Origin of the sequence: Ruminococcus sp. OM06-36AC, from assembly GCF_003438725.1 — a bacterium.
GTDB classification, from domain to species: domain Bacteria; phylum Bacillota; class Clostridia; order Oscillospirales; family Ruminococcaceae; genus Ruminococcus_C; species Ruminococcus_C callidus.
On sequence record NZ_QSTT01000001.1, the window covers coordinates 345,569 to 369,600 of the forward strand.

Here is a 24,032-nt window from a genome sequence, read left to right on the forward strand (position 1 = left end):
TCTGTAATTATTATTATACAGTTTTATGTGATAAACATATGATAATCGATAGAAAAGACGGTAAAATACAGCCCACAAAGGCTTCACATTCCCTGAAAACAGCTTTCACACAGGAAATTATGCCTGATTCTGTGCAAGATAGTCTGCCAGATCGACATGAACGCCGGCACCGGTCTGTGCCATATAGTACAGCCACAGGAAAATATCCTGCGAATCCAGCGTGCCGCTGTTGTCTGCGTCCAGAGCCTTTCGCTGAATCGGATTCAGTTCGGTGTCCAGACCAGCACCTACCCGTGCAATATTGTACAGGCAGAGAAACAGATCCTGTGTATCAATGCTGCCGCTGGCATCGGCATCGCCCATACTGCATGCCATTTTCTGATGAGATGCGGCTCCGGTGATAATGCTGTCTGCCGAGGGACGATTGCTTTTCAGATCGCCGTCCTTGCCGGTAGCGGTATAGGCATTGGAAATCACGCTGCCGTCGCCGCAGGAGAGCATCTCCGAGGACTGGATCGCAGCAGATGCCAGCATGACCTGCCCCAGCGGAGTGAAAGTCATGTTCAGATCCATGATGTTGCTGAATTCAAAGCCGATCGCCTTTTCACCGGCTGCCCCTACATAAGGCGTATAGAAGTCGGCAGCAGAAGCATTCTGCAAGCCGCGGATCTTGTCATTCAGTCCGGCATTGTCTGCAATGGTCATTGATGCCAGTCCCGTGCCGCTGACATTGCCGCCCTCCAGGGAAACGTCCAGATACTGATACAGATATGCGATTACAGTCTTTCGGTTCTGGGATACACCGGACATGCCGTAATAGTCCACGCCCAGCGGATTGTTGACAGTCTGTACTACCACGTTGGCAGAACGGTTCAGGGACTTGACTTCAGTAACCACCGCTTCAATGTTTGCCGCAACGGTTTCCACCAGAGCCGGCAGATCCCGAGCAAGCTTGCTGTTTGCCGCAGAAAGCTTCGAGCCATCACTGGTCAGCTTGTTTGCCACGTCAGTAAGCGTCTTACAGTTGTCCATATCCACCAGGTCGGCGTTTTTATACAGTACTTCTTCTATAAAGTCGTTGACACCCACAGAGATCATTACCACATCTGCGGTCTGCACATCGCGTTTCATATTCTGATTGGACTGCAAGTCAGAAACCAGCTTACCGGAAGTGGTGCCCACTGCGGCATAGTTCACCGCATTGCCGCCCAGATAGTCCGCCATATAGGAAACTGCCGACTCGCTGCCGCTGACTTCTGCCAGACAGTCGTCACCCAGTGCCACGACCTTCGGGGTAACTGCAAGGCTGGAAGTGTCTGCCGCAAATACCGGCAGTGCCAGTCCGGTGGCTGCTGTGACAACGGCACAGGCTGCCGCAATGCCTCTTTTCCAAAAATGTTTTTTACTCATATCGTTTTTCCTTTCTGTACAGGCAGAGCCGCCGTACCCCCTTATGGCAACACTGCATAAAGCTTACTTGTTGACTTCATCTGATGCTGCCCCTATATTTTTCGCATGGCTCTGCATTTCCTTTACGATATTGTCATTATACCGTGTTTTTCCGATTCTGTCAAGATAAAACCGCACAAAGCTGATGCGTAAGATACATTACCAGATTTTTCAGCAGAGTTTCTCCAAAAAAGCGAAACCGTGCCTGCCCTCAAAAGGACAAGCACGGTTTCAGTAAAGCAATGAGAAAAAGAGAGATAACTGCAAAATTCAAAAATTGCATGTAGAAATGTGACTGACATCTCGCAATTCTATTTTGTCAGCCCATATCCGTTCGAAGCATCATCACACGCGGGATTTCCGTTTTTTGTGAATCATCTGCCTTGCTTCTGTGATAATTATATCATATTTGCACCATTCTGTCAACAGGAAAGTGCTGGATTTCGTGTAAAATATCCAATTCGTTTTTTGTGCAATTTCACAACACGGATTTTATGCACCATATTTTCCTTGTCCAGCTGGTACAATTTCTACAAGCATTCCCTTGTGAAAAACGTTTTCCACAATTTTATCCACTTTTCCACATGCACCCGTGTGGAAAGCGGTGGAAAAGGGCGGGCTTTATGCAGTATTTCCTTAGTTCTTGATGATTTCCGCGGAATCCAGCAGAACGGTAAACGGTCCGTCGTTGCACAATTCCACCTGCATATCTGCCCCGAATATGCCGGATTCCACCACAGACACCCGTTCCTGACAGTACGCCTTGCATGCCTCATAAAGGGCTTCCGCCTGTGCCGGCGGTGCCGCGTGCACAAAACTGGGGCGGTTCCCCTTGCGGCAGTCCGCATACAGAGTAAACTGGGACACCAGCAGCAGACTGCCGCCGACATCTTGCAGCGAAAGGTTGATCTTATCGTTTTCGTCCGAGAAGATCCGCAGCCGCAGCAGCTTGTCCACCATTTTTTCCATGATCTCCGTGGTATCCTCCGGTGCAATGCCCAGCAGCACCAGATACCCCTGTTCGATTGCACCGGTGACATTGCCGTCTACGGTGACTTTTGCGTGTTTTACACGCTGTACCAACATTTTCATGCCTGATCCCTCACTTGAATTTGTTCCAGCACCTTGCCGATGGGTTCCCGAATGCACAGGTCTGCCTGTTCGTCCATGGGCGTTGCATCACGGTTCAGCAGTACCAGATGTTCCCCGCGGAAATACCGCAGCAGTCCTGCCGCCGGATAAACCGTCAGCGAAGTGCCGCCCACCAGCAGCAAGTCTGCGTTGGCAATGGCATTCACAGAGCGTGTCAGCGTGTCCTCCGGCAGAGATTCCTCATAGAGCACCACGTCCGGCTTCACTCTGCCGCCGCATTTGTCGCAGTGTGGCACACCGGTGGTCATCATGATCCACTCGGCATCATAGACGGCACCGCACACCTGACAGATATTCCGGTGCACACTGCCATGAAGTTCCAGCACACTCCTGCTGCCCGCCAGCTGGTGCAGCCCGTCAATGTTCTGGGTAACTACTGCCAGCAGTTTTCCTGCCTGTTCCAGTTCCGCCAGCTTCTTGTGTGCCGCGTTGGGCTTCGCCGTCAGACAAATCATTTTGTTCCGGTAAAAGCGGTAAAACTCCGCGGTATGCCGTTCAAAATAGGTGTGGCTCAGAATCGTTTCCGGAGGCACGTCATACTGCTGATGATACAGCCCATCCTGACTGCGGAAGTCCGGAATCCCGCTTTCGGTAGAAACGCCGGCTCCGCCAAAAAACACGATACGATCCGACTGATCCACCCATTGCTGCAATTGTTTGATTTTTTCCGTTTCCATGATACCTGCTCCTTTCTATCCGGCAATGACGCTGACATAAAACGTCCGGCGGCGTGGACCGTCGAATTCGCAGAAGTACACGCCCTGCCATGTGCCCAGCACCAGTCTGCCGTTCCGCACGGGAATGGTCACGCTGCTGCCCATTGCCGAAGCACGGGCGTGAGCAGAGGAATTGCCCTCCATATGGCGAAATTCCGGTCTGTCCGGAAACGCCTTCCGATATGCCAGCAGCAGATCTGTTACCACATCGGGGTCGGCGTTTTCATTAATGGTGATACCGGCGGTGGTGTGGGGGCAGTAAACGACACAGATGCCGTCTGTGATGCCGCTGTCCGCTACGGCTCCCTGTACCTGTGCCGTGATCGGGCAGAGATTCTCTGCCGGTGTTTCCAGTGTATACGAATATAGCATGGCATTTGCTCCTTTTTTCGGTAGTATTTCTATTTTTTCGGTAGTATCTTTAGGAAACACTGAATAAAGCTTGTGCGTAAGATGCGTAGTCAGATTTTTCGGCAGATTGCATAGAAATTCCGCAGGCATACTGCCGTATGGCAAGGGATTTCTGGGCAATATGACGGAAAATCTGCAAGCAGATTGCGTACAAAGCCGTCAGGCGGGCTTTATTCAGTGTTTCCTTTATTATAGAATATCTGTCCGGAAAATGCAAGTCCTTTCTTTTTCGTGCAAAATTTCATCTGTTTCTTTTGCTTTTTCAACAAACAGCCATCATTTTTCGCCATTATTTTTTCAGCAGCATTGAAAAGAAAACTTTTCGGAAAACGCCGAAAAAATTTTGCAGTTTTCTCTTGACAAATCGCCGATTTTATAGTATAATAATAAAGCTGTTTGATGCAGTTTCTGGAGAGGTGTCCGAGTGGTTTAAGGAGCTAGTCTTGAAAACTAGTGATTCCGCAAGGAACCGTGGGTTCGAATCCCACCCTCTCCGCCAGTTGAATACATTCGGAACGGAACGTTTCTCATGACGTTTCCTCCTTTGGATCATAAAATGCGGAAGTACCCAAGTGGTGAAGGGGCTCCCCTGCTAAGGGAGTAGGTCGGGAAACCGGCGCGAGGGTTCAAATCCCTCCTTCCGCGCCAAGAAAAAGACACTTCATTTCGAAGTGTCTTTTTCGTTTTTCTGCCGTTTTTTCAGCATCAGTATAAAAAAAGACCTGCAACAGGGAATTGCAGGTCAAAAACAGATAAAACCAATCAAGGGGAATTGGGGGATTTTTCAATCCATGTGAATAGTATACCGGAAAAAGCCTGCCGGAATCAAAAAAGTCTGTATGCCTCGCGGCACACAGACTTTTCTCATTTCAAAACACAGTTTCCCGAAAGTTCCAATCAGTTGATAATGGTTTCTTCGGTTTCCTTGTCGAACAGGTGAATCTTGTTCGGATCCAGAGCGATCTTGATCTCATCCTGCGGACGAGCAGTAGAACGCGGATCAACGCGGGCAGTCATAGAAACGCCGGCACAAACCAGATACAGATAAGTTTCTGCACCCATCATTTCGGTGATTTCTACAGTTGCATCTACAACACCAGTGGAAGCGTTGGACAGGAACATTTCGTCATCGTGCAGAGCCTCCGGACGGATACCCAGAGTCACTTCCTTATCCACATACTTTGCCAGTTCCGGTGTTACCTTTGCAGCCGGTACTTCGATCTGATACTTGACAGCCTTGCTGGTCTTGGTAGCTTCAGCACCGAATTCTACATAGTAGTTGTCTGCCTTCTTCAGAACAGCATCGATGAAGTTCATCTGCGGAGAGCCCAGGAATCCTGCAACGAACTTGTTGCCCGGACGCTCATACAGAGCCTGCGGTGTATCGATCTGCTGAATGATACCGTCCCTCATAACTACGATACGGTCACCCATGGTCATAGCTTCGGTCTGGTCATGTGTTACATAGATAAATGTAGTACCCAGCTTCTTGTGCAGCTTGGAGATCTCAGTTCTCATCTGTGCACGCAGCTTAGCGTCCAAGTTGGACAGCGGCTCGTCAAGCAGGAATACCTGCGGATTACGAACGATCGCACGACCCAGTGCAACACGCTGTCTCTGACCACCAGACATTGCCTTCGGCTTACGATCCAGCAGGTGGCTCAGGTCCAGAATCTTTGCAGCTTCTTCTACCTTGCGAGCGATTTCGTCCTTCGGAACCTTACGCAGCTTCAGACCGAATGCCATGTTGTCGAATACGGTCATGTGCGGATACAGAGCGTAGTTCTGGAATACCATTGCAATATCTCTGTCCTTCGGAGCGATGTCGTTTACCAGACGGTCGCCGATGTACAGTTCGCCCTCAGAAATTTCTTCCAGACCAGCGATCATACGCAGGGTGGTGGACTTACCACAACCGGAAGGACCTACCAGAACGATAAATTCCTTGTCCTTGATCTCCAGATTTACATCCTTTACAGCAACTACATTGCCCGGATACTTTTTATAAATATGTCGAAGTGATAAACTTGCCATTTGCACAGTTCCTCCTAAATAAGATTTTCCAGAACGTCCCCGCGGCTGAGCCGCTTGCCGTTCCCGGTGACATATATATCATACCAAAAATAAAAACATTTTTCAAGTCGTTTATTGCCCAAAATTCTGCTTGTACATTTATCCATTATGACGAATGACTTTGGAGCGTTTGTAGCAAACTTGCAAAATCGGTTTCACATTTCAACAATTTTTGGACATCTTTTTCAGACAGCACACAACACGCTCCCAGCGGCAATTCCGGCGGCAGCAGCAGTCCGCCCATTGCAACACGTGCCAGTTCACTGACATGATTTCCCAGTGCGGCAAACATGCGGCGTACCTGATGATACTTCCCCTCATGCAGACAGATGAGGGCTTCCCGATCGGTGTCGGGAACCGGTGCTGCCTTTGCCGGCAGGCACTGTGCCCCGTCTGCCAGCGTGATGCCCTGTTCCAGCGGCTGGAGATAGCCGTCCTCCCACGGACGTGCCAGCACGATGTGATAATATTTCGCCACATGCCCCCGTGCCGCAATCACCTGATGGGCAAGCTGTCCATCATCGGTCAGCAGCAGCATGCCGGTGGAGTCCTTGTCCAGCCGTCCCACTGGTCGCAGATCTTTCCGGCACAGTTCCGGCGGCACCAGTTCCAGCACACTTTTCTGTCCCGCCTCGTCGGCGGAGCTGACATAGCCCTTGGGCTTGTGCAGCAGCACATAGAGATACTGGTCGCCGCAGATCTCCCGTCCGTTCAGGCAGACCGTGTGGGCTTCCGGCTGTACTGCCTGATCGGCTTTCCGGACAACTGCACCGTCTACGGTGACTTTGCCTTTTTGTATCATCTGCCGCAGTTCCCGACGGGAATACATGGTACGTGCAGAGAGAAACTGATCCAGTCGCATAGAGGAACCTCCGTTCTATTTTTCATTTGGTTACATAAGCTGTACAAGCAACATTTTCTGAAAGGTGGTTTTTACATATGGGAAAACGCAGTGTACTTGCTCTGGGAATCGCAGGGGTATTGTTCGGGTGCGGGTTTTTGTGGCAGTGGCTGCACCAGCCGGAAGCAGAACCGGCACCGCAGGAGATCGTGCTCTCCGACGGAGCACAGCGGCTCGCCTTTCTGGAGGCGAACGGGCAGCCGGAACGCTGCTGTGTTGCCACAGAAACGGTGCAGCTGCCTGCCGCTGCCGATGATACCTACCGCCGCTATCTGGCTCTCCAGCAGGCACAGGGGCTGCCTCTGGAGGCACATCTGGGAGAAGCCGCCGCCCGATACACTTATACACAGAACAGCTCCGGACAGGGTTCCCTGTGCACAGAGCTGCTTCTTAGTGAAGATCAGGTTTTGCTGGGAGCGATCCAATACGACAGCACCGCACCGGAACAGTTCTCCCCCGTCCTTTCCACAGAATAATTACTTGTCAAATACGTGCAGCAGATTGCCGATCAGGGGCAGCTGCTTTGCCTTGCCATTGGCAGCGTTGAGGATTCCAATAATTATCAGAGCCAGAATTGCCAGAGAAAGCAGGGCAGGGAGAATTCTGCCCAGCAACGGAATCTTCCCCAGAATCGCATTGGCAATGATAACCACAGCTTCCGCAAGGAACAGGATAAAGCCCTGATTGGCGTGGTACTTGGCATAGCGGGACTGCCCGCCATTTACCAGCAACGGCAGAATGAACAGGATTCCCACGTAAGACAGAGCCGCCCAGACCTTGTTGGTCTGCACGTCCTGTGTGTCATACAGCATGGAATCGTCCTGCGTGTTCATGAAGTCGTTAAAATCTTTACTCATCGTTTTTCCTTTCCAGTCAAGATGCACATTCCCTGATGCATCACTTTTCGTCCGTTTTATCCAGTGCACCGATCACCGCCAGAAAGCCGGCGACATCGGTGAAGTCCTGATACACCGACGCAAACCGCACATAGGCGACTGCATCGATATATTTCAGGCGTTCCATTACCGCATTGCCGATCTCCGAAGAAGTCACAGTACTCCGCATCTGCCGGCTGTATTCGTCCTCCAGTTCTTCTACCATGGCAACGATCAGATTAGAGTTGACCGGTCGTTTCTTGATGGCGTTGAAAATGCCTGTCACCAGTTTATGCCGGTCAAAGGGTTCATAAGAACCGTCTTTTTTCTGTACCATCAGCATGGGACGGTCTACGGCTTCATAGGTCGTAAAGCGTTTGCCGCAGCCCAGGCACTCCCGCCGCCGGCGAATTCGTTCATCGTGAGGACGAGAATCCAGCACACGGGTTTCCGTGTGCCCGCAAAATGGACAATTCATGACACCACAGTTCCTTTCTTTCGGACAGCACCGCACAAGCTTTATTCAGTGTTGCCTTAACGTTTTCCCTCGATGCGGTTTCGCAGCAGCGTGTAATTGGCGGCAAGTTCTGCCACATCGGAAAAGCCGCTGCGGTATAGTTCCAGAATCACAGAGCAATCCGGACTGACTGCCGCCAGTTCCTTTAGAAATGCATCAAACCGAAACCGCCCTTTTCCCAGCGGCAGACAGTCCCCGTATTCCCCGTGGTCGCTTATGTGCACATGCACAATATGGCTGTTCAGCCCGCGGAGCATGGCGAAAGGATCTTCTCCGGAACGCACTGCCTGCTTGATGTCCAGCACAAAGCGTGCCTGTTTGCCCAGTGCGTCCCGCATCTCCAGCAAAAACGGCAGCGAGGCACTGGTACAGCGTGCCACATTTTCCTGTGCCACCTGTACCCCGTAGGATTCGCCCAGTTCTGCCAGCCGGCGGAACCGTGTAAAGTACATGTCCTTGTTCACCGAAGCCGCAGGCACCTTGTTGCCGTGCAGGACAAAAACCTTTGCCCCCAGCTGCTGCATGGCGGTGAAATAATTCCGGCAGTATTCCAGATAATCGTCTACACGCCTTGCGTAGTTGGAGAACAGCATGTTCGGTTCGATCTCACAGGTGTATGGGTGCAGCGAAGCACAGGTCATGTCAAACCGCTGTAACAGCCGTGCCAGCGTGTCCACAAAGCTGCGGCGTAATTCGGAGTGACTGTTGATGAAGATTTCCACGTGGGGAACGCCGGAAAGTGCCAGATCATACAGGGCTTCTTCCACCACGCGGGGATAAAGACACGCCGTAGAAACACCAGCTCGCAGCATAAGATCACTCCTTCCAGTTTGTTTTCCTATTATAGCACATCACCACGGAAATTTCAATAGAAAGACGCAGATTTTCACCAATTTTTCAGTCAGGGCAGCACTGCGTGAAAAGCAAAAACCGGTACAGGCACAACGCCCATACCGGTTTTTTACAATTTTGGAATCACGAACAAGTTATACGCTTGTTTTTGCCTTTTTCTTTGCAGGCTTCAGCACGGTGATGCCACGCTTGGTCTGCCACCATACCCACAGGCTGGGAACAAAGCAAATGGAGTTAAAGGTACCCATTGCAATACCTGCCATCATCGGTATGGAGAAGCTCAGGATCGAATCCAGTCCCATTACCAGTGCCACAATGGTAACCACCAGCATGGAACTGAATGTAGTAACGGAAGTCCGAATGCTTCGACGCAGGGACTGGGAGTCACTGATGTTGACCAGATCACGGATCTGGATTCCCGGCAGCAATGTCTGGTTTTCACGGATACGGTCGTAGATAACGATCGTATCGTTGACAGCATATCCCAACAGGGTCAGAATAACTGCCATGAAGTTGGAGTCGATCTCAAACCGGCACAGTACCACGCAGCCGTAAGTAACGATCAGAGTGGAAAGCAGTCCCAGCACGGCACAAACGCCGGCGGACCAGCCGCTGATCTGCTTGAATCGGAATGCAATGTAAATGATCAGGAGCAGTGCGGCAAAAACAGCTGCCACAATACACTTTGCGAAGAATTCGCCGCCGGAACGTGCGTTGACATCGTTTGCATCCAGCAGTGTCACGTCATTATCCGGACAGAGTTCCTTGACCTTGTTGGTCACGTCGTTCTGGCGGTCAATCGTCAGACCGTCGTTGGAAGTGAAGGACAGAGACAGGGTCTTGGTGTCGCTGTCCAGACTGTCGCCCTGCTGCACCTTGACGGCAGAGCCTACCAGACTGGTCAGTTCCTTGGAAATGCTGTTCTCGTCCACATCGCCTACATAGCTGTAAGTGATAATGGTACCGCCCTTGAATTCCAGTGCCACATTGACACCAGTAAAGGTGGAAAGCAATGAGATCAGAATCAATGCAAGGCCGATAATGAAGAATACTTTCGACTTGCTGCAAAAGTCACGCACTTTTACGTCAACATCAAAATGCTTTGCCTCTTTTGCTTCTTTAGTCTGCTTTGACATCGATACCACCTCCATAAAGTTTCTTGTTCTGGAAGCACTTGAAGCGAGAGAGCGACATGGTCATCAGTCTTGCAGCAAATACGCCCATGATGAAGTTCATGATCAGACCGGTCATCAGTGTGAAGCCGAAGGAGTAGATCACGCCCTCTGTGGTCGCACCGAAGAACCAGAAGATCGTATGGTTGAAGATCTTTGCCCAGATGCTGCTGGGAACACCAAATGCACCCATCAGCACGATGGAAACCAGAATACCTGTGAGGTTTCCGTCGAAGATCGCACTGAATGCACGGTGATAACCGGAGTACAGTGCTGTATCCAGCGTCTTGCCCTTCCGCAGTTCTTCGCGGATACGCTCGCCGGTGATGATGTTTGCATCAACGCCCATGCCCACAGACAGGATAATACCGGCAATACCCGGAATGGTCAGTGTGGTGCTGGACATAAAGCCGAACCAGCCGGAAACTGCTGCCAGCATGCCGGCAACCTGTCCGATCAGGGTGATCGAAGCCACAACGCCCAGCAGGCGGTACAGCACGATCATGTATACCACGATCAGAAGCAGTGTGATCAGACCGGCGATCACCATAGCGTTCAGTGCACCCTCACCCATGGTCGGGGAGATGGTCTTGAAGCTGGTGGTTTCCAGAGAGAACGGCAGTGCACCGGAATTGATCTTATCTGCCAGTTCCTTGGCACTCTCATAAGTAAAGTTACCCGAAATAGAAGCCTTACCGTCCGAGATGACTGCACTGACAGACGGTTCAGAGATCATGGTATTGTCCATCCAGATCGAGATCTTACCCTTGGACTGATACAGTTCAGAAGTTGCCTCATAGAACTTTTCCTTACCGCTGTCGTTCAGGTCCAGTGTTACCACCCATGTGATCTCACCGGTGGTATCGTCCTTGGAACCGCCGGTAGATGCCTGTGCCACATCGGCACCGGTCAGGACGATGTCGCCTGCCGGAATGGTATCTCCGTTTTCATCGGTAGAAGTATCGGTACCCTTGCGGAAAGTCAGTTCTGCGGTTTCGCCCAGTTCCTTGACGGCCTGCTCCGGATTGAAATCCGTTTCGCCCGCCTGCCACGGATACCGCACGATAATACGGTTGCTCTTGTAATCCAGATACGTTTCGCTGTCGCTGATGTTCTGGTTTGCCAGACGCAGCTTGATGGTTTCCAGTGCTGCGTCCATTTGTTCCTCCGTTGCATCCGCATCGCCCGCCGGTTCAAAGGTCACGTCTACGCCGCCTTGAATATCGATTCCAAGACGAATGTCGCCAACACCGTGTACATAGGTCTTGACAATATCACCATACTGCGAATGTACGCCGAATATGGTGGAAAGCGTAAACAGAGCGATCACGGCAAATACAATGAAGAAAACAGGTTTTTTCACTTTTCTCACGATTTAGCCTCCTGTGCTGCGGTCCTGTCTGTCCCAGTACCGCATATTAAATTGTGCCGTCGGCAGAATGCACGATCGACAATTACCTATTATTATATTCCAATTTTCGCAATTAGTCAATAGGTGCGGCAAAACTTGTACAACATTGCCGATTTGAAAGGGCTTTTTTCGGCGACTTCTCCAAAACACCGGGCAAAACTTTTCGAATTGCCGTTGCAATTCAGGGATACTTATGATATAATCAAAAGGAAACAAAAGGAAAGACAACACCGCACAGGCTTTGTGCAGTGCTGTCCAAACACGCAAACAGAAAGGACGAACCTCACATGGTACACTTCGGCAACGACTGGGACACCATTTTAGACGGCGAATTCGCCAAGACCTACTACCAGAACCTGCGGCAGTTCCTGTTGACGGAATACCGCACCCAGACCATTTATCCCGGCATGTATGATATTTTCAACGCCCTGAAATATACCCCCTATTCCCAGGTGCGGGCAGTGATCCTGGGACAGGATCCCTATCACAACCCCGATCAGGCTCACGGGCTCAGCTTTTCCGTGCGGAAAGGCGTGGCTCCGCCGCCGTCGCTGGTGAACATCTTCAAGGAGATCAAGGACGATGTGGGCATCGACAACACCGGCAAGCACGGCGAACTGACCAACTGGGCAAAACACGGCGTGCTGCTGCTGAACACCGTGCTGACCGTCCGTGCCGGACAGGCGAATTCCCACAAGGGCAAAGGCTGGGAGCAGTTCACCGATGATGTCATCCGACTGCTGGATCAGCGGGAAGAACCGGTGGTGTTCCTGCTCTGGGGCAACAACGCCAAGGCGAAAAAGGCCCTGATCCAGCACCCCCAGCATCTGGTACTGACTGCCGCACACCCCAGCCCCCTGTCCGCCTATCATGGCTTCTTCGGCTGCAAGCATTTCTCCAAGGCAAACGCGTTCCTGCGGGAACACGGGCTGCCGGAAATTGACTGGAGCATCTGACATGGCATATTCCTATCGCTGGCAGTACTGCGACATCGATTTTTTGCGGCACTGTCTGAAACAATACAACCTGCTGCTGGAGAAGATCCCGTCGGCAATTCTCACGGAGGAAACCACGGGAACGCAGATGTTCGTTACAGGATACCTCTCCGACTGCATCAAGCGGTGTGATGACGGATTCGACGATTACACCATGACGGCACTTTTGCCGGAAGGGACAGCCTCTGTCACGCTGCAAGGAAATGGGTGGACGATTCGCCGTCTTTCCACCCGCTACCACGGCAAGTATGCGGCACTGCTTCCGGAAATAGCAGCCTATTACTTTTCCAAAGCCGGCAGACAGCGACGGCGGGATACGGAACAGGCTCTGGGAAGCCGCTGCTTCGCATTTTTCGATTATGCGTACAACAGAATGTTGGAAACGCAGTTTCTCCGGCACGATTTTCGCTGGGTGGGCGGCGAAATTCCCTCTGTCAATCATTTGAAAACGCTCTCCGACGCTGCCGACCTGACTGAGGCACTGGGGCAATTCCGGCGGGAAGAATATGGCAGGCGAAAGAAGCACGATCTCTCCCATGCAAAGCTTTGCACTTTCTTGGAAACTCAGTTTGGAATACTATATTTTGAAAATCGGTCTGCTTCGTACCTGTTGCAGCCGGTTTCCGGCGGTTTTTCCGCAGATGACGGCAGCACGGAAAGCTGGCTGCTGTGGAGATGCAACCGGCTGCTGGGCGGCATTGCCCTTACAGCAGAGCGAAAAGTGTGCCGCCTGTTTGGAACTGACGAAAACGATCGGCAGCAGGTACTGGCGGCATACTTCTGTTTCTGCCGGCAAAAGGGGATTCTCTTTTCCGGAGAGATGCAGCTGTGCCAGCCGGAATACCCCGAACCGCTGGGGAAAGATTTCCTGCCGTGGAAGTGGGAGTCCGGCAAGGTCACGCCGCAGCTGCTGCAAACCATAGCCGACCAACTGCGGCAATGTGCTCCGGAACAAGCTGCGGACTGGTGCTGGCTGCTGGGGACACGGCTGGTATTTACTGTGCTGCCGCTGGCAAAAGAAGCATTGGCAGCACTGCCCCAGCTGGAACGAGATGCCTTTTTCGTACAGGCGGAGCAGTTCCTGCGGGAAACGGCGACTGCCTTAGGCGACCAGCCGCAGCCGCTGACGGAGCCGAACTTCGAAAAACTGACGGCACAGTACGGCAAGCTTTTGCTAGTAGATTCCAAGGAAAAGCTGCGGCGGTATGCCCGCCTGTATCCCACATTGGCATGCACCAAGTTTCCGATACGGCAGAAAAATGGCTATGTCTGGCTGCCGGAGCAACCAGTACGGCAATCAGCAAAAGCTGCCTCAGACGGCATCACCCTGCCGGAAATCCGCAGAGAACTGCTGTTGAAACAGTTGCAATTGCCGCCGGAAAAAATTGCTCTGGAACAGGTCTATCCCCTTTGCTATGAGGATATGGGATTTTTCTCCGAAAACGGAAGCTACCGCAAACGTGGTGAAAATTTCCTGAAAGAAGCACCGCAGCTGCTGCAGGATTACGAAGCACAGCATGGCAAAGTTCTCCGGGAACGGTACTCACCGGAGGAATGGGACTGGTTCCGTCAGGCTGCCGATTAACCCGAATCTGCCATAGGAAAAATTGATAACAAGCGATACGATTTTCCCGTCTACTCAAATACCTACAATTATGCTATAATATAAACAATATCATTATAGGCAATACCGCAAATTGCCGCAGAAAGGACAACACCATGAAAATCGCATCGTTATTTTCCGAAAAAACCGTTTTTTCATTTGAAATTTTTCCGCCGAAGAAAACTTCTCCCATTGAAACTGTCTATGACACGCTGGAAGCCTTACAGGATCTGAAGCCGGACTTCATCAGCGTGACCTTTGGTGCCGGCGGCAGCGGCAACGGGGAAAACACCCTCGCCATTGCACGGCGGCTGAAAGAGCACTACGGCGTACTGCCGATGGCACATCTGCCCTGTATCCACTATACCAAGGAGCAGATCGATAACATTCTGAAACAGTTTCAGGAAAACGGCATCGAAAATGTGCTGGCTCTCCGGGGCGACCGTGTAGAGGGCATGGAGCCGGCAATGGACTTCGTCCACGCTGCCGACCTCATCAGCTATATCCGCAGCTTCGGCGGGTTCGACATTGCCGGAGCCTGCTATCCGGAGTGTCACCCCGAAGCTCCCAACATGGACACGGACATCCGTCACCTGAAAGAAAAGGTCGATGCCGGTGCAAGCCACCTCATCACCCAGCTGTTTTTCGACAACGATTCCTTCTACGACTTCCGGTATCGGGCAGCCCGTGCTGGTGTCAACGTGCCCATTGAAGCCGGCATCATGCCAGTGACCAACCGGAAACAGATCGAGCGTATGGTCACCATGTGCGGTGCCAGCCTGCCCCGAAAGTTTACCAAAATGGTACAGCGGTTCGAGAACAATCCCGAGGCTCTGCAGGACGCAGGCATTGCCTATGCCATTGACCAGATCGTCGATCTGGTCACCGACGGCGTAGACGGCATTCACCTGTACACCATGAACAATCCCTACGTGGCACGGAAGATCAGCGAAGCGGTAAGCGGCATCATCAAGGCGGCTCCGAAATGCTGACCCTGCCGCTGGAGGCAATCGACAAGCAGGAGGCTCTCCGCTATATGGGCTGCCCCGCAGAACCGGACGAAACCCTGCGGACTGTCGTGGACACCTGCGAGCAGCAGCTTCGCCGGACGGTACAGCCCCGCGTGGTCTATCGGGTACTGCCCCTGTGTCGGGAAGCGGGGACACTTTCCGCCGGCGGCATGCAGCTGACCGGTGAGGACATTGCACGGCATCTGGCGGAATGCGACCGCATGCTCCTCATGGCGGCAACCCTCTCCGGACAGGCGGATCAGCTGATCCACCGTGCCGGCATCTCTGACATGACACGTTCGCTGGCAATGGACGCTCTTGCCAGTGCCGGCATTGAACAGGTCTGCAACCGTGCGGAAGAATGCTTTCGGGAGCAGCTGCCGGACACTTATTTTACATGGCGGTTCAGTCCCGGATACGGCGATTTGCCGCTTTCTCTCCAGCCGGAGATCCTCCGGCTGCTGGACGCGGAAAAGCGGCTGGGGCTGACAGTCACCGCCGAACACATTCTCATTCCGCGAAAATCCGTGACCGCGATCATCGGACTGGCAGATCACCCGCTGAAAAAAGGGGCAAGAGGCTGTGCCACCTGCCGCATGCGGGAAACCTGTATGTTCCGAAAGGGCGGCACGCACTGTTAAGGAAGCACTGCATAAAGCCCGCCTGACGGCTTTGTACGCAATCTGCTTGCGGTATTGCCTTAAAAACCACTTTCAACATGGACACAGACACCTGTGTCCATATTGTGCTATCTGAGCATGTATCCATACAGCATGTTCCGGACAACAAAAGGAGCCTTATCTTATGGAATACGAAATCGTACCATATACCGAAGCCGATGTCGATGCCATGATTGAGATCTGGAACGAGGTGGTCAATGACGGCGTAGCATTTCCACAGTTAGACGAACTGAACCACAAAACCGGCGTGGAATTCTTTGGAAAACAGGACTTCATTGGCGTGGCAAAGGTAAACGGCGAGGTTGCCGGTCTGTATATCCTCCACCCCAACAACGTGGGCAGATGCGGACATCACGCCAATGCCAGCTATGCCGTTTCCTCGAAAATGCGGGGCATAAAAATCGGAGAAGGGCTGGTGAAGCACTCCCTGAAAACTGCCAGGGAGCTGGGCTACCGCATTTTGATTTTCAACGCCGTAGTCAAGGGCAATGACCGTGCAATTCAGCTGTACACCAAGCTGGGATTCCAGCGTGTGGGCGTGATCCCCGGCGGCTTTCTGCTGAAAAGCGGCGTGTATCAGGATATTTATGTGTATTATCATGTGCTGTAAAAAACTATTGAATCACTTTCTGGAAAGGACACTCTCCTATGCTTTCTTCCCTATTTCCGCATCGTAAATTCATTCGCTTAGACGGCGGCATGGGCTCCATGCTGCAAAAGGGCGGCATGCCCGTAGGTGCACTGCCGGAGGTGTACAACATCACCGAACCGGAACGCATCATTGCCGCACAGAAACAGTTCGTGGCTGTGGGGTCGGACATCATCTACGCCAACACGTTCGGAGCAAACCGGCACAAAATGGCGAAATCCGGCTATTCCGTGCAGGAACTCATCTCTGCCGGCATTGCCTGTGCCAGAAAAGCCTGTGCCGGCACGGACACCAAGGTGGCTCTGGACATCGGTCCGATCGGACAGCTTCTGGAACCACTGGGCACACTCACATTTGAAGAAGCCTACGACATTTTCCGTGAAGAAGTCCTCGCCGGACAGGACGCAGACCTGATCGTCATCGAAACCATGACCGACCTGTACGAAACCAAGGCGGCACTGCTGGCGGCAAAGGAAAACTCCGACAAGCCGGTGATTTGCACCATGACCTTTGAGCCGAATCTCCGCACCTTTACCGGCTGTACCGTCGCTTCTGCGGCAATGACGCTGGAGGGACTGGGAGCCGATGCGGTGGGCGTGAACTGCTCCCTGGGTCCGGACGAACTCTTTCCCATTGTGGAAGAAATGGCAAAGTGGACCACGCTGCCGCTGGTGGTAAAGCCCAACGCCGGACTGCCGGATCCGGTCACCGGTGAATATCTGGTAGACCCTGCGGAATTCGCACAGGCAGTGGTGAAGTTTGCACAGCTGGGCGTTACCGTTTACGGCGGCTGCTGCGGCACCACGCCGGAACACATCAAAGCCGCATACGATCTGCTGGAAGAAGCAGAAATTCCCAGGCGGGAAAACATCGAGATTCCGGCGGCAGTCTGCTCCGCTTCCGAAGTGGTGCTGATCGACCAGCCACGCATTATTGGCGAACGCATCAACCCCACCGGCAAAAAGCGGTTCAAGGCGGCATTGCAGGCAAACGACATGGACTACATCTTGGATCAGGCAGTACAGCAGGTAGATGCCGGTGCCGACCTGCTGGACGTAAATGTGGGCATGCCGGGCATTGACGAAAAGGGCATGATGATCCGCACAGTCAAGGCGTTGCAGTCGATCGGCGGCACACCGTTGCAGCTGGACTCCACCATTCCGGCGGTCATGGAGGCGGCTCTGCGGGTGTACAACGGCAAGCCCATTGTCAACTCCGTCAACGGCGAAGAAGCTTCCCTGCAAAATATCCTGCCGCTGGTCAAGAAATACGGTGCCGCAGTTGTCGGGCTGACGCTGGACGAAAACGGCATTCCCAAAAAGGCAGCCGACCGGTTTGCCATTGCCAAGCGGATCCTCGACCGTGCCACTGCACTGGGGATTCCGAAACGGGACGTGTACATTGACTGCCTGACTCTGACGGCTTCTGCCGAACAGGACGGTGCCAGGGAAACGCTGGAGGCTCTGCATCGGGTCAAGACGGAACTGGGGCTGAAAACCGTTCTGGGTGTATCCAATATCTCCTTTGGTCTGCCGAACCGTGAGGCAGTCACCCGCACATTCCTCACCATGGCTCTGGAAAACGGGCTGGATCTGCCCATTATCAACCCTAACATTGCTTCTATGGCAGAGGCAGTGCGGGCATTCCGGCTGCTCCGCGGCTTTGACGTGAACTGTGCCGCCTTTGTAGAAGCGTATGCCAACATGCCCACTGCCACAGCAGCCGCAACGCCTGCTGCTGCGGCGAAGCCCGCCGCAGAAAAGGCTCCGGAAACGTTAGACCTGCCCTATGCCATGTCCCACGGACTGAAAAACGAGGGGGCAAAAATCACTGCCCAGCTGCTGGAAACCACAGATGCCATGGAAGTGGTCAACGAAATTCTGATCCCCGCACTGGACAGTGCCGGAAAGCTGTTTGAACAGGGAAAGATCTTCCTGCCCCAGCTGATTCAGACTGCCAGCGTGGCACAGGCGGCATTCGAAGTCATCAAGACTACCCTGATCGAACGCAATGCGGCTCCGGTCAGCCGCGGTGAGATCGTTCTCGCCACTGTCAAGGGCGATATTCACGACATCGGCAAGAATATTGTACGGGTGCTTCTGGAAAATTACGGCTACACCGTGCTGGACTTGGGGCGTGATGTGCCGTGCCAGCTGGTGGCAGACACCGCAAAGGAACACGGCGTAAAGCTGGTGGGACTGTCGGCACTGATGACCACCACGCTGGGAGCCATGGAAGAAACCATTCAGCTGGTGAAGCAGTCTTGTCCGGACTGCAAGATCGTTGTCGGCGGTGCAGTTCTGACTGCGGACTATGCCGAGAAGATCGGGGCAGACTTCTATGCAAAAGATGCCATGGAAACTGTCGCCGTTGCGAAAGAGGTTGTTGGGTAATTTTTTCCGTGGATCGCTGTCCTTTCAGGGACTTATTCTGATACATTCCCCAGCCATTTTGAAAATACAAAGGAAACACTGCATAAAGCTTGTGCGTAAGATGCGTAGTCAGATTTTTCGGCAGATTGCATAGAAATTCCGCAGGCATACTGTATGGTCGCAATCAATCTTAGTGCGACACGCCTTTGTTCTCGAGCAGAATCCTGCCTCGAACACAGTTGTCTGGCAAGGGATTTCTGGGCAATATGACGGAAAATCTGCACGCAGATTGCGTGCAAAGCCGTCAGGCGGGCTTTATGCAGTGTTTCCTAAACAAGCGAATCTGAAATCACCCGCCGCCATTCCAAAGGAGGGCATTATGACAACAGAACCAAACGAAACTGAAACCATGACGGATTCTCAAAAGGAAGACGAAAAAAAAGTCCGCAAGTGGGACTTTGTCAACAAACAGTGGGCGGCAACGATCATCTTCAGCGGCGTAGTGCTGCTGCTGATGGCGTTCCTGTTCATCAAGCGGGAAATCTTCACCGGACTGCTCGCCTATGTGTTCGATGTTCTGCGGCCGATCACCATCGGGCTGGTCATCGCATTTGTCCTGTACCGTCCCACCTGTCAGATCGACAAGCTGTTCCGCAAGGTACAGCAAAAATTCCCGCGGTTCCCTGCCGGTGCAATGGCAGTGTTCTGTGCATACTTCCTCATGCTGGCACTGCTCAGCATTGTCATCTGGATCATTGTGCCGCAGTTCATCACCAGTATCCGCGACTTCGGGGACAACATCATGGTATACTACAACAATATCATGAAATTCCTGAACAGCGACCGCGGCGAACAGATTCTCAAACTGTTACAGGACAACGACATCAATCCCGCAATGCTCCGCACCAAGTTAATGAGCCTGACCACCTACATTCCGGACGCAGTGGGCACACTGAGTACATGGGCAAGCGGGCTGATCGGCGGTGTCATCGACTTTTTCATCGGGCTGATCTTCTCCGTATATGTCCTCGCCGGACGGAACAAACTCCGCAGACAGGCAAAGCTGATTTTCCGGCATTTCCTGCCGAAAAAGCACTACGAACAGGTTGTCCACTACGGCAGACTGACTTTTTCCACGTTCTCTAATTTCGTCAGCGGACAGCTGTCTGATGCGTTCATTCTGGGCGTGCTGATTTTCTGTGTCATGAGTATCGGCGGACTGGAATACCCCATGATGATCGCGGTTATCATCGGCATCACCAACATGATCCCCTATGTGGGACCGTGGATGGGTACTATTCCCTGTGCGTTGATCCTGCTGATGGTCAAGCCCAGTCATGCCATTGCATTTGTCATTATCGTTATCATTGTCCAGCAGATCGACAGCAACCTGATCTACCCCCGTGTGGTTGGCACTTCTGTCGGACTGCCGGCAATCTGGGTGCTGTTCGCCATCACTGTGGGCGGCGGCTTGTTCAACGTACTGGGCATGATCGTCGGCGTTCCGATCATGTCTATCATTTACACCGTGATTCGGGAAAAGACCACCGGCAGCACCGGTTCACCGGAGAATCAGTCCACGCCCAAACCGCGGCAGTGGCATATCCGAAAATCTGTGCAGTCCCTCCGCAGCCGCGTTTCCAGAAAGGGAACGGAAGCCGAAAAGGACACCTCAAAAGAATAAGAACCTGTCTGCACGCAAAAATGCCGCCTGTTCCCTTGTTGGGAATGGGCGGCATTTGTCTGTCTTGAGGCAATACCGCACAAAGAGCGTCTGGCGACTTTGTGCGGTATTGCCTTGATTACTTTCGCAGTTCCTCCGGCTGTAAGCGTTCCACTTCCCGCAGCTGACGGACAATGGCACGGGTGCGGGTGCCTGCCAGAAGTTCCAGCTGCTGTTCGGCTCCCTGCAGGCTTTTCTGTGCCTTTTCGATCGTGCCGGCAAATTTTTCGAATTCCCCGCGGACTGCTCCCAGCACCACCCATGCTTCGTGGCTGTGCTTCTGAATGGCAAGGGTGCGGAAGCCCATTTGCAGGGCGTTCAGAATCGCCGCCATAGTAGACGGACCGGCAACGCTGATACTGTATTCCCGCTGTAACTGTTCCACCAGACCGCTGTTGACTACCTCGGCATACAGCCCCTCAAAGGGCAGGAACAGGATTCCGAAGTTGGTGGTATACGGCGGCTGGACATACTTGTCCCGAATGTCCTTGGCACAGCCGCGGACAACAGTCAGCAGTTTCTGCCGTGCCGCCTCCACCTGCTGAGGATCGCCCTGTTCCCGTGCGTCCTGCAACGCCGCATAAGTATCCCCCGGAAACTTGGAGTCAATGGGCAGCCATACCGGCTGTTCCCCGTCTGCGGGCATACGCACGGCAAATTCCACGTGGTTCCGGCTGTTGGGGAGAGTGGGGATCTCGGCGGCGTACTGCTCCGGCGACAAAATTTCCTGCAAAATTGCCCCCAGCTGTACTTCTCCCAGAATGCCGCGGGTCTTGACGTTGGACAGCACCTTTTTCAGGTCGCCTACGCCCACCGCCAGCGTCTGCATTTCGCCAAGCCCCTGATAGACCTGCTCCAGCCGGCTGCTGACCAGCTGAAAGGACTGTCCGATCTGCTGGTTCAGGGACTGTGCCAGTTTCTCGTTGACGGTGGTCTGGATCTCTGCCAGACTGTCCTGCTGCTGTGCCTGCATGCGGTGCAGATTTGCTGCAACGGCAGAGCGAATCTGCTCCATGCCCTGTGCATTGGAGCGTTCCAGATTTCCCACACGACTTTCAAACTGCCGCAGCCGTGCGTCCATGTTCCGTTCCATTTGTTCCAGTCGTTCTGCCTGATAGTCGCCGGACTGCCGCTGATTTTCCGACAGCAGATTCCCCAGCATCTGCATCTGGTTCTGGGTGTCGGCAGCGATCTCCTGCCGCAGGGTTCGCAGGGTGTTGTCGTCCTGGGGATTCCGCAGCTTCTGTACCTGTAATGCCAGCCAGATGATCGCAGCCAGTTGTATCAAGCAGAGAAATAGTAATATGTACAGCATATGATTCGACCTTTCCTAATTTTCTTTTATCATAGCACAGTCGGGTTCTGTTTGTCAAGAAATGCGGCAAGGGAGGCACGGAAATCAATTTTCATGATAGCCTCCCCTGAAAGGGGAGAGGGACCGCCGTTAGGCGGTGGAGAGGTTTTTTCGTAAAATCCTTTTATGGCGTTTCCGGCATAAGTGGAAACCCCTCAGTCAGTGCTACGCACTGCCAGCTCAGCACAAGGCACGCCCTACGGGTGCCCTTTCAGGGGAGCCTTCCTTGTCAAACTTCATAATTTGGCACAATTTAAATCAACATATTTTTGAAAATTGATTTCCGTGCAAGGGAGGATTTGGATTTTCAGGAATCCGCGACCGACAGTGCCACAAGCAAAGAAACCAAAAAACGCCCTCTGCACGTCATGTCCAGAGAGCGTTTCCTTGGGAAACACTGCATAAAGCCCGCCTATCAGCTTTATGCAGCGTTTCCCTTGTATTTTTATTGCAATAACGAATTGCTTACCGTTCCAGAATCTGACTTCTGTCCGGTCCGTTGCCGACCATGACTACCTTGCACTCGCAGACTTCTTCCAGCCGTGCGATGTACTTCTTGCAGGCTTCCGGCAGTTCGTCAAAGCTCTTGCAGCCGGAAATATCTTCGTCAAAGCCTTCGAATTCCTCGTAGATCGGCGAGCAGTCTGCCAGAGATTCCAGTGCTGCCGGAAAATCTTTCAGTACTGTGCCGTCCGGCTTCTGATAGCCAACGCACATTTTCAGGGTGCCGATGCCGCTGAGGGTGTCCAGCTTATTGATTGCCAGACCGTCCAAACCGTTGGTGCGGACAGAGTGCCGTACAATGACAGCATCGAACCAGCCGGTACGGCGGGGTCTGCCGGTAGTGGTACCGAATTCGCCGCCCTTGTTGCGGATCGTGTCGCCGGTTTCGTCATTCAGTTCTGTCGGGAACGGTCCCTTGCCCACGCGGGTGGTGTATGCCTTTGCCACGCCGATGATGTTGGTAATCATCTTCGGGCCAACGCCGGTACCAATGCATGCACCTGCTGCAATGGGGTGAGAAGAGGTAACATACGGATAAGTACCGAAGTCAATGTCCAGCAGGGTTGCCTGTGCACCCTCGAACATAATAGTCTTTCCTGCCTTGTTTGCCTCATAGGTCAGAACGGAAACGTCGTCCACATACTTTGCCAGACGCTTGCCGTATTCGGTATACTCTGCAATCACTGCGTCCAGATCAAACGCCTTGCCGCCGTAAACAGCAGTGATGATCTTGTTCTTCAGTGTGCCGGTAGTCCGTGCCTTTTCTGCGAAAATTTCCGGATGTACCAGATCATAGATCCGCAGACCGCAGCGTTCGTACTTGTCCATGTAAGTCGGACCGATGCCACGCTTGGTGGTGCCGATGTCCGAGTTGCCGCGGAACTTTTCCGACAGACCGTCCAGCTCAATGTGCCACGGCATTACCACGTGTGCACGGGGATCGATCTTCAGGTTTGCGGTAGAAATGCCGCGGCTTTCCAGACTGTCCAGTTCAGAGATGAAGTCCTTCGGGTCCAGAACCACGCCGGCACCGATCAGGCACAGGGTTTCCGGATAGAGAATACCGGACGGGATCAGGTGCAGCTTGTACACTTCGCCGTTGTTGACAACGGTGTGACCGGCATTGTTGCCGCCTGTTGCACGAACCACCACATCTGCACGAGATGCCATGATGTCGATGATCTTACCCTTTCCTTCGTCTCCCCACTGTGAACCGACTACAATATTTGCAGGCATAAGAAATTCCTCACTTTTCAAAATAGGATTTGTTTCCGGAATCCAGCTTCCGGTGCAGTGTATCACTGCAGCATACTATTCTATTATAACAGGCTTTTTCGGGAAATGCAATAGCATTTGCAGATTTTTTTCTTTTTGTGGGGTTTCTGCGGGGAAATGCGGGGATTGTCACCGCCGTTCACCCGCAAAAATCCACCGCTTGTCGCAAACTGCTTGAGGCGTTCTGCAAAATATGCTATGATATAGGCAACACCGCGAAAGGAGGAACAACGCCGCGTGAAGATACATATACAACTGGACAGCCAGTGCGAAGAACCGGAGATTCTCATTCGCACCGCCGCCGTAACCGCAGAGATTCGCGAACTGGTGGAAAAATC

At 52.7% G+C, this 24,032-nt stretch carries 21 protein-coding genes and 2 tRNA genes; 10 read left to right on the forward strand and 13 right to left on the reverse strand.

The annotated features are described in order from the left end of the window. Window positions 1–117 precede the first annotated feature (117 nt). The 4 genes from DXB92_RS01520 to DXB92_RS01535 form a co-directional block, all read right to left on the reverse strand. Entirely contained in the window at window positions 118–1,410 is a 1,293-nt protein-coding gene (locus tag DXB92_RS01520; RefSeq protein WP_117731996.1) for a hypothetical protein, read from the reverse strand. A 675-nt stretch (window positions 1,411–2,085) separates the two neighbouring features. Then, a complete protein-coding gene (dtd, locus tag DXB92_RS01525) occupies window positions 2,086–2,541 on the reverse strand; it encodes a D-aminoacyl-tRNA deacylase (RefSeq protein ID WP_117731998.1) in 456 nt (151 codons plus the stop codon). Beyond that, window positions 2,538–3,278 carry an NAD-dependent protein deacylase gene (locus DXB92_RS01530; RefSeq protein WP_021682516.1) on the reverse strand — a complete coding sequence of 247 codons (741 nt, stop codon included), beginning with the start codon at window positions 3,276–3,278 and terminating at the stop codon, window positions 2,538–2,540. The genes dtd and DXB92_RS01530 overlap by 4 nt, the downstream gene beginning before the upstream one ends. Window positions 3,279–3,293: 15 nt before the next feature. Then, entirely contained in the window at window positions 3,294–3,689 is a 396-nt protein-coding gene (locus tag DXB92_RS01535) for a secondary thiamine-phosphate synthase enzyme YjbQ (RefSeq protein ID WP_021682517.1), read from the reverse strand. Window positions 3,690–4,138: 449 nt separating this feature from the next. On the opposite strand from DXB92_RS01535, the gene DXB92_RS01540 reads away from it, so the two are divergent. Further along, window positions 4,139–4,227 (forward strand) — tRNA-Ser (locus DXB92_RS01540). Window positions 4,228–4,286: 59 nt separating this feature from the next. Beyond that, window positions 4,287–4,376 (forward strand) — tRNA-Ser (locus DXB92_RS01545). A 249-nt stretch (window positions 4,377–4,625) separates the two neighbouring features. Here the strand turns inward: DXB92_RS01545 and ugpC are convergent. Further along, window positions 4,626–5,762: a sn-glycerol-3-phosphate ABC transporter ATP-binding protein UgpC gene (ugpC, locus tag DXB92_RS01550; protein ID WP_117732000.1), complete on the reverse strand. Its 1,137-nt coding sequence runs from the start codon at window positions 5,760–5,762 to the stop codon at window positions 4,626–4,628. Between the two features lie 145 nt (window positions 5,763–5,907). Next, window positions 5,908–6,663, reverse strand: coding sequence for a pseudouridine synthase (locus DXB92_RS01555; protein WP_021683687.1), 756 nt, complete (start codon window positions 6,661–6,663; stop codon window positions 5,908–5,910). Between the two features lie 77 nt (window positions 6,664–6,740). On the opposite strand from DXB92_RS01555, the gene DXB92_RS01560 reads away from it, so the two are divergent. Then, window positions 6,741–7,178: a DUF4830 domain-containing protein gene (locus tag DXB92_RS01560; RefSeq protein ID WP_117732001.1), complete on the forward strand. Its 438-nt coding sequence runs from the start codon at window positions 6,741–6,743 to the stop codon at window positions 7,176–7,178. Here the strand turns inward: DXB92_RS01560 and DXB92_RS01565 are convergent, their stop codons facing one another. The 5 genes from DXB92_RS01565 to DXB92_RS01585 all read right to left on the reverse strand — a co-directional run bounded on the left by DXB92_RS01565 (window position 7,179) and on the right by DXB92_RS01585 (window position 11,490). Further along, complete coding sequence (locus DXB92_RS01565; RefSeq protein WP_242986581.1) at window positions 7,179–7,559, reverse strand: hypothetical protein; 381 nt, start codon at window positions 7,557–7,559, stop codon at window positions 7,179–7,181. Between the two features lie 40 nt (window positions 7,560–7,599). Further along, on the reverse strand, window positions 7,600–8,055 hold the full coding sequence (gene nrdR, locus DXB92_RS01570; RefSeq protein WP_040648432.1) for a transcriptional regulator NrdR: 456 nt from the start codon (window positions 8,053–8,055) through the stop codon (window positions 7,600–7,602). 56 nt (window positions 8,056–8,111) lie between these two features. Further along, the gene (locus DXB92_RS01575) at window positions 8,112–8,906 is read right to left on the reverse strand and encodes a sugar phosphate isomerase/epimerase (RefSeq protein WP_242986582.1); all 795 of its coding nucleotides are present in this window, start codon (window positions 8,904–8,906) and stop codon (window positions 8,112–8,114) included. Between the two features lie 174 nt (window positions 8,907–9,080). Continuing rightward, window positions 9,081–10,082: a protein translocase subunit SecF gene (gene secF, locus DXB92_RS01580; RefSeq protein WP_117732003.1), complete on the reverse strand. Its 1,002-nt coding sequence runs from the start codon at window positions 10,080–10,082 to the stop codon at window positions 9,081–9,083. Further along, entirely contained in the window at window positions 10,066–11,490 is a 1,425-nt protein-coding gene (locus tag DXB92_RS01585) for a SecD/SecF family protein translocase subunit (protein ID WP_117732005.1), read from the reverse strand. Before DXB92_RS01585 ends, secF begins: the two co-directional genes overlap by 17 nt. A 326-nt stretch (window positions 11,491–11,816) precedes the next feature. Here DXB92_RS01585 and DXB92_RS01590 point away from each other — a divergent pair, with 326 nt between their 5' ends. The 7 genes from DXB92_RS01590 (at window position 11,817) to DXB92_RS01620 (ending at window position 20,522) form a co-directional block, all read left to right on the forward strand. Continuing rightward, on the forward strand, window positions 11,817–12,485 hold the full coding sequence (locus DXB92_RS01590; RefSeq protein ID WP_021683679.1) for a uracil-DNA glycosylase: 669 nt from the start codon (window positions 11,817–11,819) through the stop codon (window positions 12,483–12,485). A 1-nt stretch (window position 12,486) separates the two neighbouring features. Next, window positions 12,487–14,109 (forward strand): hypothetical protein, encoded by a 1,623-nt coding sequence (locus DXB92_RS01595; protein WP_117732007.1) that lies wholly within the window; start codon window positions 12,487–12,489, stop codon window positions 14,107–14,109. A gap of 134 nt (window positions 14,110–14,243) precedes the next feature. Further along, window positions 14,244–15,119, forward strand: coding sequence for a methylenetetrahydrofolate reductase [NAD(P)H] (gene metF / locus DXB92_RS01600; protein ID WP_117732009.1), 876 nt, complete (start codon window positions 14,244–14,246; stop codon window positions 15,117–15,119). After that, window positions 15,113–15,778, forward strand: coding sequence for a vitamin B12 dependent-methionine synthase activation domain-containing protein (locus tag DXB92_RS01605; RefSeq protein WP_117732010.1), 666 nt, complete (start codon window positions 15,113–15,115; stop codon window positions 15,776–15,778). The genes metF and DXB92_RS01605 overlap by 7 nt, the downstream gene beginning before the upstream one ends. A 163-nt stretch (window positions 15,779–15,941) precedes the next feature. Further along, window positions 15,942–16,427: a GNAT family N-acetyltransferase gene (locus DXB92_RS01610; protein ID WP_117732012.1), complete on the forward strand. Its 486-nt coding sequence runs from the start codon at window positions 15,942–15,944 to the stop codon at window positions 16,425–16,427. Window positions 16,428–16,465: 38 nt separating this feature from the next. After that, window positions 16,466–18,859: a homocysteine S-methyltransferase family protein gene (locus tag DXB92_RS01615; RefSeq protein ID WP_021683674.1), complete on the forward strand. Its 2,394-nt coding sequence runs from the start codon at window positions 16,466–16,468 to the stop codon at window positions 18,857–18,859. Window positions 18,860–19,217: 358 nt separating this feature from the next. Continuing rightward, the gene (locus DXB92_RS01620; protein WP_117732014.1) at window positions 19,218–20,522 is read left to right on the forward strand and encodes an AI-2E family transporter; all 1,305 of its coding nucleotides are present in this window, start codon (window positions 19,218–19,220) and stop codon (window positions 20,520–20,522) included. A gap of 118 nt (window positions 20,523–20,640) precedes the next feature. Here the strand turns inward: DXB92_RS01620 and rmuC are convergent, their stop codons facing one another. Together rmuC and DXB92_RS01630 are read right to left on the reverse strand one after the other, a co-directional pair. Then, the gene (gene rmuC / locus DXB92_RS01625; protein WP_117732016.1) at window positions 20,641–21,876 is read right to left on the reverse strand and encodes a DNA recombination protein RmuC; all 1,236 of its coding nucleotides are present in this window, start codon (window positions 21,874–21,876) and stop codon (window positions 20,641–20,643) included. Window positions 21,877–22,380: 504 nt separating this feature from the next. Next, window positions 22,381–23,655 carry an adenylosuccinate synthase gene (locus DXB92_RS01630; protein ID WP_117732018.1) on the reverse strand — a complete coding sequence of 425 codons (1,275 nt, stop codon included), beginning with the start codon at window positions 23,653–23,655 and terminating at the stop codon, window positions 22,381–22,383. Window positions 23,656–24,032: the final 377 nt, after the last annotated feature.